Consider the following 15547-nt stretch of genomic DNA (forward strand, 5'->3'; position numbering starts at 1 on the left):
TTAGATTTGATGTCATAGATATGCTAATTTAATCTAAACAAAGGGCATACCAAACTGCTACAATGATACATATTAAACGTATTTTAATATTATTCTTTTTTTTACAAAGCACCTTTTTATTCGCCTCAAAAGCTGATTCAATCATATATTTTACAGACACCGGTACCCTTAAAGATATAAAGACATCCATCTACATTTTTGAGGATACAAGTTCAGCACTATCTTTTGAGGACGTTATCCTGAAAAATAATTTCACACGTTCAAAATTTGAAGTACCTAATTTAGGTGTCAGCAAATCCACTTTTTGGATTAGATTTTCTATTTGCAACAACACACCATCCAAGAATTTACTTTTACAATTATCTTATCCCTTGTTGGATGTTGCAGACCTGTATTATTTGAATTCCAAAGGAATATATTCCATTATTAAAGCGGGTGATCTAAAAACTTTTTCAAGTAGGAAATATAAAAATCAAAATTTCATTTATGACGTTTCAATTGATCAAAATGAAACGAAAACATTTTATATGAAAATCAACTCGGCCGAGCAAATATTAATTCCATTATATCTGGGAGAAAAAGAGATTATTGCAGAATCAAACAGTTTGATGGATATTATGGTGGGGATTTATATAGGAATAATTCTCGTAATGTTTTTATACAATGCATTCATCTTTATAATGGTTAAAGATATCAGCTATTTATATTATATTGTTTATATACTTTTCATTGGCTTAACTCAAGTAACACTTCTGGGATATGCAAAAAGACTATTATGGCCAGAGAACCTTTGGCTTGCAAGTCATGCATTGTACATTGCTGCAGCCATAGGAAGTTCATGTATTGCTATTTTTATCAATAGTTTTTTAAAACTGAAAACATATGCGCCAAAGCTTGTATTCTGTATTTATATAATTGTATTGTTGTACATATGCTCAATAATCGCAGCCCTTTCCGAACATCAACATTTAAGTTATAACATTATTGATATTAATGGAATTATCATTTCCATATTTTGCATGTATGTATCAATCAAAATGTCTTTTCAGGGATATAAACCAGCACGTTTTTTTTTATTAGGATGGACGGTTTTTATGATTGGTGTATTAATTTTTGTATTAAGAAATTTCGGATTTTTCCCCTTCAATTCTTTTACAAATTATACAATGCCTGCCGGTTCGGCTTTAGAAGTAGCACTCCTATCTTTGGCATTAGCAGATCGGATCAATATCCTAAAAAAGGAAAAAGAAGCATCGCAGGCACTTGCCTTGCATGCCCTGCAGCAAAATGAAATGATTATTACCAACCAGAATATCATACTCGAAAAAAAGGTAGGTGAACGTACGAAAGAAATTGAAGAAGCCAACAGCGCGTTGTATAAAGCGCTTGCAGAATTAGAAAAAGCAGATACACGTCTTGCAAAGACAGGAAAACTGATTTCACTGGATGGCTTATCTTCAGACAATACTAACACATCAAATATTCCGTTAAAAAAAGCGCCGGATGATATTTTTGATTTGCTAACGAAATATGACATGAACGTACCTTGTGATAAGGAAAGTAAAATCATTCCATTAAATACACCACGAAACACGATCGACTATTCATCTATCCAAGAAGAAATTGAGCAGCTGCTTAGTGGTATTGAAGATGGAGCTACACGTACAGCTGCTGTTGTAAAAGGGCTTCGCGTATTTTCCCCCTTAAATGATACGGATCTGAAAAGAATATCTGTTACAGAAAGTATTGATTCCATCTTAACAGATTTACATACTGAAATTTCCGGAACCATTGAACTCGCAAAAAACTTTACGGCCATACCTGAAATAGAATGTTTCCCGGCTAAGTTGAATGAGGTATTTATGAATATCCTCCATAATGCCATACAGGCAATTAAAGCAAAAAAAGACCCGGAAAATAAAGGATTAATAATTATAAGCACATACTCCGATACAAAAAAAATATACATCAGCATTAAAGACAATGGCATCGGCATGACAAAAGAAATAAAATCAAAAATCTTTGAGCCCTTCTTTACCACCAAAGATATAGGAAACGGTGTTGGATTGGGCATGTCGGTTAGTCTTTCCATTATAAGCGATCATAATGGAACAATTGAATTAAATACAACATATGGCAAGGGAACAGAGGTTATTCTTACCCTCCCTATTAATTATACGAAATAAACCGTTCTGACATAGCTAAAAGAATTCATATTTATTAAATTTTCACGATTTGCCCCACGTGATCAAACAGCTTAATCTGAATGAAATATTTATTTATAGTATTGTTATCAGCAGCAATTATAAGCGTTGCAGGAGCCTCTCCTATTGTAACCTATACAAATGCCGCTGAAAAATTAAACATTGGCAATAAGGCTTCAATACGTATAGATACCAATCAGACATATACCATACATCAGATCTTATCAGATACTCCTGAATATGTGTATCCGGAAGCTATGCCAAACCTGGGTTTAAGTAGTTATGTTTATTGGGCAACCTTTGATCTGGTAAATACATCTTCTGAAAATTTAATCTTAAAATTTAACCAGCCGCTCTTAAATGAAATAACTCTTTACAGAACAGACGGCAAATCACTTTCAGAAATAACCTATTCGGAAAGCGAGCCTTTCCTATCAAGAAAATATTATTACCCCTCGTATGCATTTGACATGAACGCCAACATGGGCGATACCATTACCTATGTATTACGATTCAAAAGTAATGAACCCATTATTTTTGATGTTGACATTGCCAATCAATCTGTAATCGCTAAAGAAGAACTTCAGCAAGAACTCATAACGGGCATTTTTATAGGAATAATCTTTGTTATGCTTTTTTATAATTTATTTATTTATTTTACTGTTCTGGATTCAAGCTATCTCGCTTATGTTTGTTATATTATTTGCATCGGGCTAACTCATATAACATTACCAGGATATGGTTTTAAGTATATCTGGCCAAATTTTCCAGCCTTTAATGATTTATCTGTTACCCTATTTTCTGTTTTTGCGGCGGTATTTGCTATTGAATTTTTAAAACAATTTTTAAGAACAAAACAACACGTACCTCGTGTACATAAATTATTTTCATTATTTGAAATCATTTTCATCTGTACTCTTCTTATATATTTTACGGGTAACAAATTACTTGCATTCACGATTATACAGCTTATTACATTTGTTCTGTGTATATGCATAATAGTTACAGCAATAAAGATCATATACATTGGCTACAGGCCAGCTATATTCTTTCTGACAGCCTGGCTGATACTTTTACTTTCAGCATGTATTTTTATAGCAAAAGATTTTGATATTATTCCATATAATTTTTTTACTATCCATGCTATGCAGATTGGTTCTGCTGTTGAAGTGATTCTCCTTTCCTTTGCCCTCGCCGATAAAATAAACATTCTAAAAAAAGAAAAAGAATTGTCGCAAGCACAGGCAGTGAACGCATTGATGCAAAACAAAATGATCCTTATTAACCAGAATATTGTACTGGAAAGAAAAGTTGGTGAACGTACAAAAGAAATAGAGAATACAAATAACGAATTATACAAAGCACTTGCTGAACTAAAAAAAGCACAAACACACCTTCTCAACACAGAAAAAATATCTTCAATGAATCCATATCCAACAGATGAAACTAATAAAACCATCCATTTCATTCCATCTGTTGCTAATCCTTTAAAAAAAGATCTTGATGATATTCATGACTTGCTGAATAAATACAGCATGGATACTCCAGCAGATACTATTAAAAAAGACAGTATTAAAATTGATACCAGCCAGAACAAAAACGATAATGCATCGATCAAAGCAGAAATGGAGCTGTTGTTTAATAACATTGAAAACAGGTCTGTTACAAAAGTTCCTGTTACAAAAGGGCTGCGGATATCCTACCAATTAGATCATACTGATCTGAAAAGAATACAGGTTTCAGAAAGTATTAACTCAGCGTTAACACGTTTGGATTCTGATATTTTCAATTCTATTGAACTTGTTAAAAATTTTTCGGCTATGCCCGAAATAGAATGTTCTTCTGAAAAGCTGCAGCTGGCATTGATACATATTTTAACGAATGCCATACAGGCTATTGAAGAAAAAAAGGGTGCGGGAGACAAAGGTCTATTATTCATCCGTACGTTTTCAAATAACGATAACGTATCCATCAATATTAAAGATAATGGTATAGGGATGACGGATGAGGTAAAAGAAAAAATATTTGAACCTTTCTTCACCACTAAAGCTATGGGCAAGGGATTGGGCTTATCTACTGCCTTGTCCATCATAAGCGCTCATAATGGCACGATTGAATTGAATACAGTATGTGGGGAAGGCACAGAATGTATTATTACGCTGCCTATCAACTATGTAAATAACACTGCTGATCCATCCATAGGATTATACTAACCGTATGGATGGATCAGTATTTAATATATATTTAAAAAGGAACTTTTGAAAGATTTCATCGAACCTATTCAACCGTTTTTATGCAGATCCTTCGCTATATTAATATAGTTTTAAAAAACTACGTTGCCGTGATGCAAATACAAACGTTACTTACATTGAAAAAGTCTTAATTTTATGAAATGTCTGTGTGTATTTCTATTGCTATTATCAGGAATAATTTCAAAATGTTTAGGAGCATTCCCTATCATAACATATACGTCTGCCGCTGGTAAAATAAATATTGGCAATCAAGCTGCCATATATGCAGACACAAATCAAACATATACAATACATCAGATTTTATCAGGCACTCCTAAACGTATTTATTCTTCAGCCATGCCAAACCTGGGTTTAAGCAATCATGTTTATTGGGCTACATTTAATTTCGTAAATATCTCACCTGAAAAATTAATTTTAAAGTTTAATCAGCCACTTTTAAATGAAGTAACTCTTTATAGAGCAGATGGAAAAACACTTTCAGAAGTAACGTATTCGGAAAAAAATGTTTTTTTCTCAAGAAAATATTACTATCCCTTTTATGCATTCGACATGAATGCCGGCATGGGTGATACCATTACGTATGTGTTAAAATTTAAAAGCAATGAACCAATTATTTTTGATGTTGATATTGCAACCGAATCTGTAATTGAGAAAGGAGAACTTCAGCAGGAACTTCTTATAGGTATTTTTATAGGAATAATTTTTGTAATGTTTTTTTATAATTTATTTATTTATTTTACTGTTCTGGATTCAAGTTATCTGGCTTACGTATTTTATATTTTTTGCATCGGCCTTAGCCAGATAACAATACCAGGGTACGGATTCAAATACATCTGGCCTACTGCCCCTGAATTTAATGATCTATCGCTTATATTATTTGCTACATTAGCTACTATATTCGGCATCGAATTTGTAAAAATTTTTTTAAAAACAAAACAACATGCACCCAACCTGCATAAATTGTTTTCATTATTTGAAATCATTTTCAGCGGCATTCTTATTCTATATTTTGCGGACAAAAAAATACTTGCATTTACAGCTTTACAGCTTTTAACATTTGGCCTAAGTGTATGTATTATTGTTACAGCAATAAAGATTATACACATGGGCTACCGGCCGGCGATATTTTTTCTATCGGCCTGGCTTGTACTCTTACTTGGGTCTTGTATTTTTATTGGAAAAGATTTTGGTTTAGTTCCATATAATTTTTTTACTGCCCATTCCATGCAGATCGGTTCTGCTTTGGAAGTAACACTGCTTTCCTTAGCATTAGCAGATCGGATAAACATACTCAAAAAGGAAAAAGAAACCTCGCAAGCACTTGCCTTGAATGCATTACAACAAAATGAAATGATTATTACGAACCAGAATACCATACTGGAAAAGAAAGTAGCAGAACGTACAAAAGAAATTGAGCAAGCCAATAATGCATTATATAAAGCACTTTCTGAATTAGAAAAAGCAGAGACATGGCTTATGCATACAGAAAAAGAAATTTCACCGGATGCATCGAATGCGATTCCTTTAAAAAGAGAAACAGATGATATTTTTGATTTATTAACTAAATATGAAATGCATGCACCTTCTGATAATCCGCAAGGTAAAATCATTCCATTAAATACTTCACACAGTACGCTTGATTATTCATCCATCAAAGAAGAAATTGAGCAGCTGCTTAGCGGCATTGAAGATGGTGCTACACGCACAGCAGCTGTTGTAAAAGGACTTCGGGTATTTTCGCCATTAAATGATACAGACCTGAAAAGAATATGTGTTACAGAGAACATCAATTCTGTCTTAACAGAGCTGCATGCTGAAATTGCAGAAACCATAAATCTTACAAAAAATTTTAGCCCCCTTCCGCAAATAGAATGCTTTCCGGCTAAGCTGAATGAGGTATTTATAAATATCATCAACAATGCCTTATATGCCATTAAAGCAAAAAAAGATCGCGCAGATAAAGGCATGCTGCTTATAAGCACCTATTCCGACACAAAAAAAATATTCATCAGCTTTAAGGATAATGGTATAGGAATGACTGATGAAGTAAAGGCAAAAATCTTTGAGCCGTTCTTTACTACCAAAGACATAGGAAACAGTTCGGGATTAGGAATGTCTGTAAGCCTTTCCATTATAAGCGATCACAATGGTACAATTGAATTGAACACAGAATATGGTAAAGGAACAGAGGTTATCATTACCCTGCCTGTTAATTACACAAGCTAGCACATGTAATTAAGTATGCTTTTATAAGCAATTACCCTATTTCCTCTTTAGCCCTTCTGCTTCCTTCATATCCTGCGGAACGACCATTATTACATCTTCGCGTTCCATTTTCATGGAACCGATTGCTCCTCCTTTAAACTTGCGTACGAATTTTTTTTGTGTGTATGAAACCGGACACAAGCTATCGTTTTTTAAGGTTGAATAGTACGCCGCCAAAGCAGCAGCCTTTTCAATAACATCCTGCGGAAAAGATTTTCCCGATTGATACTTAATGACTACGTGTGAACCGGGTACATTTCGTGCATGCAGCCATAAATCATCTTTATGTGCATACTTTAATGTCAGCAGTTCATTGTTTGACGCATTTCTTCCAACCCAAATTTCAAAACCATTTACTTGATATCGTTTAAACGGAAAAATTTCATCTACCGCTTTTTCTTCTTTCTGATATTTTAATTCAAGCGCCTGCAGCTGCTTGTAATCAGAGATTGAATCCAGGCTGGCTAAATCTGCTTTATAACCTTCCTGTTTCAATTTACGCTCTTCAACAATAACTTCTAATTGCTTAAACTGCTTGTGTCTGTTTTTTGATTTTTTATATAGCTGCTCTGCCATTTTCTGTGGCGAGAGTTTTTCTTTTAACTGTACAACAATTGTTTTATTCCGATAAAAATCAAACAGCTCACGTTCTTTAACACCTTCTTTCCAATCGTGCAGATTTGCCATGATCACATCGGCAATTTCATTGGGCGGTATCAGGTCGTACAACAGCAGCAATTGTTCGGATGTTTTTTTAATGTATTTTTCTGCGCCTTCTGCTTTCTTCTGCAGTAAGCTTTTTAACTTTATTTTTCTTTCCTGAAATAAATTATACCGGAAATAAAACTGAACAAATTTAGATAGCGTTTCATACAAATCTGTAGAGGAGAAAATTGTATACTCCGTTGGCCACAGACAAAAGCTAACCTGCTGATCCTTCAACTGAATATAATATTCTTCCGCTGTAGCAAAGCGATTGTATAAACCCTGCATTTTCTTGGCACATTCAGCGCCTGCTAAACCAGCAACCTGTTCTTTCAGATACTCATTAACCATTGCCGGTAAATACATCGGCTTTAACATTTCTTCTACCGATTGCTCCGGATAAAATTGAATGTCTTTATCTATTGTATCTAATGAAAAATCCCAATCGCGTGTATGTACTTTCCTTACGATTTCTGTTACATTATTTTTTGAAAGCAGTAAAACGTTTGAGCGGGTTGCATACATTTTAAATACAATGCAGGAGCCATCCATAAACTCAATCACAACGCTACGATCGTTTCTGCCGGCATATACTGCAATTACAGATAATCCATAAATATCGGTAAAGTATGGGTGTACGTTTTGTTTTGGTTTAGAAATTTCTTCCGGAGCGAATACACATTGAAACATATCTTTCAATAAAACCTTTATGTAAAAAGGTGTCGCATCTGTTTTCTGAAATACCAAACAGATTTCGTCTGCCTGCGGTGCAAATGCTTCCGTAAGTTTAGCTTGGTGCAAATCTTTTTGAAATTGCTCTGCAAGTGCATGTAAAATAAAAAAACTGCTTTGCACGATATGAATTACTAAGTGCCCACAGGGGGATTCGAACCCCCACACCACTTAAGGCACCACCCCCTCAAGATGGCATGTCTACCAATTTCACCATATGGGCGATGGAATTGATTTCAAAGATATAAAATTTTGTCTGATGTTTTGTACAGGACCTATTTAATTATAACATCCTGTATAAACTTTTCTGCATCGGAACTAGCAGGTTTATAAAAAACTTTTTGTGTTTTGATTTTACGGATATCCAATCCATCCACATATAAAATTACATACGTCCGATCTACATCAAAATACACATGCTTCACAACACCTTCACTTACTGTAAAGAATTCGGGGTTGTAATACACACGGCTCATGGGTGCGTAAAATTTAACTTTCACAGGAATGTACATCGCATATTTTTTTGACCTGTTCGGTATACACGTTGCCGACTCAATAAATTGCGTAGGCAGCGGTACGATCTCTTCATCTACCGGCTTTGTAAGTTTGAGTTTTAAAATCCCCTCTTCTACTACAGCGTTATCCGGAGTGAATACACATTCATTTGTATCAAACGTATGTGTTGCCAATTGCCAGCGACCATAATCCAGTTTATCAAAATTATCTGTCCACTTTAATTTAAACGTATCTTTTGATGCGGGCTGATAGGTATAATATTTAACATAATCATATCCGGCTTCCAGCGGAAATTTAGTTACATCTATTTTGCCTGCCCAGCCAACGGCACTGCTTGGCCAGATGTTCATCATTAATTTTTGCGGGTGATTCATTTTAACAGCTGCATTACCCGTTAAGCGGTATACCTCTGCCCCATCTACCGACCAGGCAATGTATTGCGGTGTCCAGGTAAAAGCATAATCGTGAAAATTTTCGTGCGGGTTGAATGGCAGCACGTAGCGCTTTTCAGACATCAGGTGATTGCCGGTAATGGCATTGAACTGCACTTCGTTTGAATAGCGTCCTAACACTTCTATATCAATTTCATTCCAGCTGGTAGCAAAATCTGCTTCATCGTAAAAGGTAAAAAATGAATAGATGATACCGCTTGCTTCAGCAGGTTTCATGCGTACTTCAAACTTACCGTACAAAAACGTTTCTATCGTACGGATTTCAGCCCCCAGGTAAGGCTTCTCCTGCGCATATACGTGTATGGAACTAAGAATAAGTAAAGAAAGAATGAGTCGCTTAAACATAGCCTAAACTGATTTACTGAACGGTTTGTATGTAACATAACACAAACAAGCGAAAAAGGTTGCATGCAAGTAAGAATCCAACGTTTATTTGCATGCGGCACACTCACATTCATACATTCTATTTAAATAGCTTTAAAAACGCAAAAAGCCTCAGATAAATCTGAGGCTTTTGTTTTACTGTGATCCCGCTGGGATTCGAACCCAGGACCCTAACATTAAAAGTGTTATGCTCTACCGGCTGAGCTACAGAATCATTTCTCAATTTTTGAGCTGTTTTTCAATAATTGAGAATGCAAAAGTAGCACTTTTTAATAAATAACCAAAACCTAAGCCACATAAGAAACTAATAACATATACACATATTTAAGAATTACGCGATATATCTTGAAATATAGACGATTAGCAATGTGAAAACTTTTAGATATACCTTAACAGCTACTATTATTACTTAAAGAGTTTGTATAAAATAACACTATGAAGTTCATAGACTCTGTTATCAAAATAATTTTTTATGACCAATATCGAAGTCATAAATGCTTTTCAACGTGTTTATCCCGATTAGCCAATCAATAGATATGAAACAGCACGTTTTTTATTGCGCTCCGGAAAAATACTTCTACTAAAAAAATAAGCCGCAATTAGTTTAATGCTCTATTAACCAACACGGTAATATTGGCAATGAAGATGCTGGTAGCCAGCACATATAGTGTTAATTCGGTCCAGGATAAATTCAGAAATACCGTTGAAAACACAAGTACACATAAGGATAATACTTTAAAAAGAATACTAAAATACGTTACCCGTTTCTGTGCTTTCATAGCCTCATAAACATTATCCGTTGGACGTATCATTTTACGTATGACCGAGACAATATTCTCTCCTACAATCATATCAAAAAGAAAGTCTATAACCGTGATGATTACAATGATATCGGCAACAATTTCTATTGCGGCTATTTGCATAAAACATGTATGTTATTATCAGCCGTAAACTGTTAAGTTAAAAGCCCGGTTTAATATAACTAAAAGCTTTAATACTAAAAACCTTCAAACAGATTATCCGGTTTAAAAAGTCTTGCGCCTTTACTTATGGATATAAAAAGAAAAAGGCTTCATTCAATTGAATGAAGCCTTTTTTCTGTGATCCCGCTGGGATTCGAACCCAGGACCCTAACATTAAAAGTGTTATGCTCTACCGGCTGAGCTACAGAATCGTTGTGCTTTTACCGAATATTTTTCCGTAATTGCGAGTGCAAAAGTACGAGAGATTCATGAAAATGCAAAGCCTAAGTCCTAAAATATTTATTATTGCCGCGCTTTTTTTAACCTTAGTTTTCAACATTCAAGCTAATTCATTAAAAAACAACAATATAACCATAGGAGATTCGCTGTTTGAAAAGAAAGATTATCAGGCAGCGATTATCTATTACAAAAAAGCCTTTGAAGAAGATCACGCATTTTCCCAACAGATGCTCTCCAGAATGGCTATGATTGAAGAATCTGCCGATCATTATGTAATGACCTTATATTATCTCAATACCATGTATTCGTATTACCCCGATAGCCGCGTAATTCAAAAAATGGAGGACCTTGGTGACAAATACCATTTAAGCGGTTATAGCTATACAGATCTGGAATACCTGATTTCAATTTATAAGGAATACTATTATTACATCATCTTCTCCCTGAGTGCGATTGGTATTCCATTCATTGTGTATTTATTTTTACGTTATAAAAAAGGCATTGGCCTGGGCATGCGCCCCTTTATTTTCGTATGTATTCTGGGTGGTGTATTCTATTTGAATAATTACGATATCACACCTTCCATGGGTATTATTAAAAGTGATTGCATTATAATGGAAGGTCCGTCATCGGGTTCTGCTGTTGTAGAAAATATTGATGCGGGCCACCGGGTACGTGTGATCCGGCAGGAAGGTATCTGGTACGAAATCGATTGGAAAAATCAATATCGCTTTGTACGCGATGTGTATTTACTTCCCATCGGAAATTAAAAAACGTTTCACTTCTCCTCCATCTATTGTTTGTGTCAGTTTATGGTGTGCCAGCTCCAGCTCCATGAGTTGTGCGTGTGTTTGCATGGCAATACTGCGTATCTTACCGGCTGCCACAAGCTGATCCTGCTTACCCAGCACAAACAGCAATTTAATACCATGCCTGTTGATCAGGGAAATAAAGGCCTCCGGCGGCATACGTAACTTCCGTACATATACCCAGGTCTGATAAATTTTTTCTGTAAGGAATTTATTTTCCAGGTTGCGCTCAATAAACCTGTATGTAATCTGATTCAGCAGACCTGCTTTATGCATTCCTTTTGCAATCCGTTTTATTGTTTCCGGATGCTTCATAACGGCTTTAAAAATTTTTCGGGACAGATATGTTGCCGTTGCAATCCTGAACCATACTGTATTACCAAAACCATCCGGTGCAATCAGTACCATACGCTGTATCCGTAAGGCTTGCAGTTCCAGCATACTTACCGCAAACCGGGTACCCATACTGAAACTAAGGATTGAAAATTTTTCAATGGAATACTTTTCACGCAGCTGTTCAATGAGTGCATTCCACTGCGGTATTGAAATGACAGGTTCGTATGTTTTATTATTTTTAAGTGAAGTAAACAACTCGAACGCAATGACCGAATACTGGCTGCGCACTTGAGGTATGAATGCTGTATAAATGTCTGCTGTTTGGCCAAACCCGTGAAATAAAAACAGAAATGATGCACCACCTTTGTAATAGGTGTACGACACAGAAATACCATCAACATGTATGACTTCCATTTTTTCAGGCATTACTTCAGATTCCATCGGTTAACAGGTTAACCAAATTACTATAATAAAACCGATTTTGATACTTATAGTTTTACTTAAACCATTACTTTAAACTAATAAAATATTCAAATAGTACAAATTTTAAGTTTTTAATATTTTTATTATTGACATAAAATAGTAACATTTATTAAATTTTCATACATCTTTAATAATTTAAATTATTGATATACAAATAATTAAATATAAATATACAACATTGAAAATATTAGTTAGTTCTGTAAATTAAGAACTAACTAATATTTTCATAACTTTACAGTATTAATAGCATACAATTTTCAACATACTTATGCCAACTGAAATCGTAACTGAAAAACAACGTGTCCTCATAGAAAAACTAGGTGTGTTCTATGAACACGAAGGCCATCATCCGGCAGGTGCGCGGGTTATGGCTCTGATGCTGATTGCTGACAGAAATGAACTGACTTTTGATGAAATAAGAGATGCATTGAACATCAGCAAGAGTGCTGCCAGTACAGCCATCAATCTGCTGCTTACCACAAAACGCATTGAATATTTTACAAACCCGGGTGAACGCAAAAGATATTTCAGGGCAACGATTGTGAACTGGAAATCACACATGAAAGAAAAACTTGAAGGCATTATTACCATGCATTCACTTATGAAAGAAATTATTGAACAGCGTCCGGATTCAACTCCTGAATTCAATGCAAGTTTAAACGAGCTTCATGATTTTATGAGTTTCTTTCACAAAGAAATTCCTTTATTAATTGAACGTTGGAAAACATCTAAAAAGTAATACAATATTTTCTTACTCAATCCGACTACAACCTAAACTAAAAAAATCTTTATGAGAATTTACTCCTTGTGCATTGGATTCTTGTTGTTTACAACACAAGTATATGCACAGCAAAAACTCACCCTCAAAGAATGTATTGCGTTCAGCCTACAGAATCATTTAAGCAATAAAGTTTATCTGAACAATGTAGAGATTGCGAACCAGCAAGGCAGAGAAGCATTAGCAGGCTATTTACCTCAGGTAGCCGGTACGGCAACGTTTGATTACAATATTAAACGACAAACAACCATCATTCCTGCAGGCGCATTCAGCCCAACAGAAACAAGACTGCAATTCGGGCAGCCTTTTTTAACAACACCGGTCATACAGCTTGATCAGGTATTATATGATCAGTCGCTGTTATACGGCATCAAAGCGAACGGTCCGAACAAAGAGATCTCAGCACTTTCATTAAAACAAAATCAGGAAACACTGATCTACAATACTTCAGCGGCATACATCGAAACGGTTATTTATTCAGAACGTATCCGTATCCTCACAATTAATGAAAATAAATATAAAGACCTGTTAGCGATTAAAAAATTACAGTTCGAAAAGGGTGTTGCCACACAGGTTGAATACAACCGTATTCTTGTAACCTACAAAAACATAACTGCAGAAAAAACGCTTGCCGAAACAAATAAAGAATTAGCCTTAAACAAGCTGAAAGATGCCATGGGCATGACACTTCAGGAATCTTTATCCATCAACGATTCGCTGGATTATGCAAAACTGATTCCGGATTCGGATGCGAGCCAGTTTGATGTAACACAACTATATGCATATAAAATAAATGCAGAAAAAATTCACTTACAGGAAATTGATGTGAAGCGAAAACAATCGGCCTTCTTACCTACCTTGTCCGGTTATGCGCGCTATGGTGCACAGGCATATGGCGCAGAATTCAATACGGCCTTTGACCGATGGTTTGATTACTCTACTATAGGTTTACGTCTGAATGTACCTATATTCAGCGGTTTCAGAAGAGACAGCCAGTTAAAGCAAAGTAAATTAACGCTTGATAACGCAAAACAGAATTTTATTATTAATAACAATACCATGCAGCTTCAGTATATGAATGCAAATACGCAGTTAAAAAAATCATATAACGATGTTGCAAACAACAAAGAAAATTTAGAATTAGCTCAGGAAGTATTTGATATTACAAACCTTGAATATCAGAAAGGCAGTGCTACACTAACGGATTTATTAAACGCAGAATATTCTTTAAAAGAAGCACAGAACAATTACATTACTTCTACTTTAAATTTATTATCCTCTACTCTTAATAACGAAAAAGCAAAAGGTACACTTATACCATTTGCAACTAAACTATAACCTTTCTAAGCATTTATCTATATGAAAAAAATTCTGATTATAGGCGGCATTTTAGCACTTGTTGCAATCATTACATTAAGATTGATCAGCAACAAAAAAACACTCAACGAAAGCAAGCAGGTTGTTGACCGCTCAAAAATTCCTGTTTCGGTTTCCGTTATTGCTGTAGAAGAAAAACCATTGAACAGTTCGTTTCAATTACCCGCATCTCTTGACCCGATTGAAGAGTCAAAGATTGCTGTTACCGTAGCCGGTAAAATAACACGTCTATCAATTGAAAACGGATCACGTGTAAGCAAAGGGCAGGTAATTGGTACCATTGATTCGCAGCTGAAACAATTGAATCTGGAAGCGGTTGAATTATCTGAAGCAAAATTAAAAAGAGACTATGAGCGTACAAAAGAACTGTACGAAGGAAAAGCGGCAACAGAAACAAATGTGATTGATGCAAAATATGCTTACGATAACAAGCGCATTGAAGCAGACCAGATCAGAAAGCAGATTGCTGATGGAAACATAATTGCACCTTTCAGCGGCATTATCTCAAACAAAAGCCTGAACGTGGGTGAATTTACAAACGTAGGTACAGTGATCGCTACAGTTGTTAATATTCAGAAATTAAAAGCGGTTGTATATGTAAATGAAAAAGATGCGTACCGTTTACAAAACGGACAAAACGTATCTGTTTCAACAGATGTTTACCCGGGACAGGAATTTAAAGGGAAAATTTCGTTCATCAGTCCGAAAGGAGATGCTGCACATAACTACCTGGTAGAAGTATTAATTGATAATAATGGTAAAAATATTTTAAAAGCCGGAACGTATGTGCTGGTAAAATTCCGTTCGGAGAGTACTGCTTCAGTTATACAGATACCTAAAATTGCATTGGCAGAAGGCCTTAAAAATCCATATGTATATGTTGTGAATGGCAATAAAGTTGCTTCGCGCAAAATTATTACCGGCCGTGAAGTAGGCGAATACGTTGAGGTTGTGAGTGGTTTAAAAACCGGAGAGCAAGTTGTAATCAATGGCCAGATTAACCTGACCAATGGAAGTATCATAAGCATTGTTGGCAACAAATAAAATTAAGT

11 protein-coding genes and 3 tRNA genes are annotated in these 15547 nt (G+C 35.2%); 7 read left to right on the top strand and 7 right to left on the bottom strand.

What is annotated here, in order from left to right:
• The first annotated feature begins 62 nt into the window (after positions 1–62).
• The 3 genes from CHU_RS13595 to CHU_RS13605 all read left to right on the top strand — a co-directional run bounded on the left by CHU_RS13595 (position 63) and on the right by CHU_RS13605 (position 6682).
• Positions 63–2186 carry a sensor histidine kinase gene (locus tag CHU_RS13595; RefSeq protein ID WP_011586156.1) on the top strand — a complete coding sequence of 708 codons (2124 nt, stop codon included), beginning with the start codon at positions 63–65 and terminating at the stop codon, positions 2184–2186.
• A gap of 80 nt (positions 2187–2266) precedes the next feature.
• A complete protein-coding gene (locus CHU_RS13600; RefSeq protein WP_011586157.1) occupies positions 2267–4417 on the top strand; it encodes a sensor histidine kinase in 2151 nt (716 codons plus the stop codon).
• A 174-nt stretch (positions 4418–4591) separates the two neighbouring features.
• Positions 4592–6682, top strand: a complete 2091-nt coding sequence (locus tag CHU_RS13605; RefSeq protein ID WP_011586158.1) for a sensor histidine kinase — start codon at positions 4592–4594, stop codon at positions 6680–6682.
• A 36-nt stretch (positions 6683–6718) separates the two neighbouring features.
• On the opposite strand, the gene CHU_RS18960 is transcribed toward CHU_RS13605, so the two are convergent.
• The 6 genes from CHU_RS18960 to CHU_RS13635 form a co-directional block, all read right to left on the bottom strand.
• Positions 6719–8227 carry an NFACT RNA binding domain-containing protein gene (locus CHU_RS18960; RefSeq protein ID WP_143144012.1) on the bottom strand — a complete coding sequence of 503 codons (1509 nt, stop codon included), beginning with the start codon at positions 8225–8227 and terminating at the stop codon, positions 6719–6721.
• A gap of 70 nt (positions 8228–8297) precedes the next feature.
• Positions 8298–8381, bottom strand: a tRNA-Leu gene (locus tag CHU_RS13615).
• A 52-nt stretch (positions 8382–8433) separates the two neighbouring features.
• Positions 8434–9471 carry a family 16 glycosylhydrolase gene (locus CHU_RS13620; protein WP_011586160.1) on the bottom strand — a complete coding sequence of 346 codons (1038 nt, stop codon included), beginning with the start codon at positions 9469–9471 and terminating at the stop codon, positions 8434–8436.
• Positions 9472–9651: 180 nt separating this feature from the next.
• Positions 9652–9724, bottom strand: a tRNA-Lys gene (locus CHU_RS13625).
• Between the two features lie 385 nt (positions 9725–10109).
• Entirely contained in the window at positions 10110–10433 is a 324-nt protein-coding gene (locus CHU_RS13630) for a hypothetical protein (RefSeq protein ID WP_011586161.1), read from the bottom strand.
• 178 nt (positions 10434–10611) lie between these two features.
• Positions 10612–10684: transfer RNA gene (locus tag CHU_RS13635), tRNA-Lys, on the bottom strand.
• 57 nt (positions 10685–10741) lie between these two features.
• Between CHU_RS13635 and CHU_RS13640 the strand changes: the two genes are divergently transcribed.
• The gene (locus tag CHU_RS13640) at positions 10742–11482 is read left to right on the top strand and encodes an SH3 domain-containing protein (protein ID WP_041932400.1); all 741 of its coding nucleotides are present in this window, start codon (positions 10742–10744) and stop codon (positions 11480–11482) included.
• Here CHU_RS13640 and CHU_RS13645 read toward each other — a convergent pair.
• Positions 11462–12298, bottom strand: coding sequence for an alpha/beta fold hydrolase (locus CHU_RS13645; RefSeq protein ID WP_011586163.1), 837 nt, complete (start codon positions 12296–12298; stop codon positions 11462–11464). The two genes, CHU_RS13640 and CHU_RS13645, sit on opposite strands and share 21 nt — an antisense overlap.
• A 310-nt stretch (positions 12299–12608) precedes the next feature.
• On the opposite strand from CHU_RS13645, the gene CHU_RS13650 reads away from it, so the two are divergent.
• Genes CHU_RS13650 through CHU_RS13660 form a run of 3 tightly spaced genes read left to right on the top strand, consistent with a single transcriptional unit; the run spans position 12609 to position 15539 of the window.
• Positions 12609–13079, top strand: coding sequence for a GbsR/MarR family transcriptional regulator (locus CHU_RS13650; RefSeq protein WP_011586164.1), 471 nt, complete (start codon positions 12609–12611; stop codon positions 13077–13079).
• A gap of 51 nt (positions 13080–13130) precedes the next feature.
• Positions 13131–14456 carry a TolC family protein gene (locus tag CHU_RS13655; RefSeq protein WP_011586165.1) on the top strand — a complete coding sequence of 442 codons (1326 nt, stop codon included), beginning with the start codon at positions 13131–13133 and terminating at the stop codon, positions 14454–14456.
• A gap of 21 nt (positions 14457–14477) precedes the next feature.
• Positions 14478–15539 (top strand): efflux RND transporter periplasmic adaptor subunit, encoded by a 1062-nt coding sequence (locus tag CHU_RS13660; protein WP_011586166.1) that lies wholly within the window; start codon positions 14478–14480, stop codon positions 15537–15539.
• The last annotated feature ends 8 nt before the right edge of the window (positions 15540–15547 follow it).

The organism is Cytophaga hutchinsonii ATCC 33406, from assembly GCF_000014145.1.
Taxonomy (GTDB): Bacteria; Bacteroidota; Bacteroidia; order Cytophagales; family Cytophagaceae; genus Cytophaga; species Cytophaga hutchinsonii.

Bases quoted from the DNA above. Each gene is read 5' to 3' on its own strand.
- CHU_RS13655 (WP_011586165.1), top strand. From the start codon at position 13,131: ATGAGAATTTACTCCTTGTGCATTGGATTCTTGTTGTTTACAACACAA.
- CHU_RS13595 (WP_011586156.1), top strand. From the start codon at position 63: ATGATACATATTAAACGTATTTTAATATTATTCTTTTTTTTACAAAGC.
- CHU_RS13645 (WP_011586163.1), bottom strand. From the start codon at position 12,298: ATGGAATCTGAAGTAATGCCTGAAAAAATGGAAGTCATACATGTTGAT.
- CHU_RS13630 (WP_011586161.1), bottom strand. From the start codon at position 10,433: ATGCAAATAGCCGCAATAGAAATTGTTGCCGATATCATTGTAATCATC.
- CHU_RS13605 (WP_011586158.1), top strand. From the start codon at position 4,592: ATGAAATGTCTGTGTGTATTTCTATTGCTATTATCAGGAATAATTTCA.
- CHU_RS13650 (WP_011586164.1), top strand. From the start codon at position 12,609: ATGCCAACTGAAATCGTAACTGAAAAACAACGTGTCCTCATAGAAAAA.
- CHU_RS13660 (WP_011586166.1), top strand. From the start codon at position 14,478: ATGAAAAAAATTCTGATTATAGGCGGCATTTTAGCACTTGTTGCAATC.
- CHU_RS13620 (WP_011586160.1), bottom strand. From the start codon at position 9,471: ATGTTTAAGCGACTCATTCTTTCTTTACTTATTCTTAGTTCCATACAC.
- CHU_RS13640 (WP_041932400.1), top strand. From the start codon at position 10,742: ATGAAAATGCAAAGCCTAAGTCCTAAAATATTTATTATTGCCGCGCTT.
- CHU_RS13600 (WP_011586157.1), top strand. From the start codon at position 2,267: ATGAAATATTTATTTATAGTATTGTTATCAGCAGCAATTATAAGCGTT.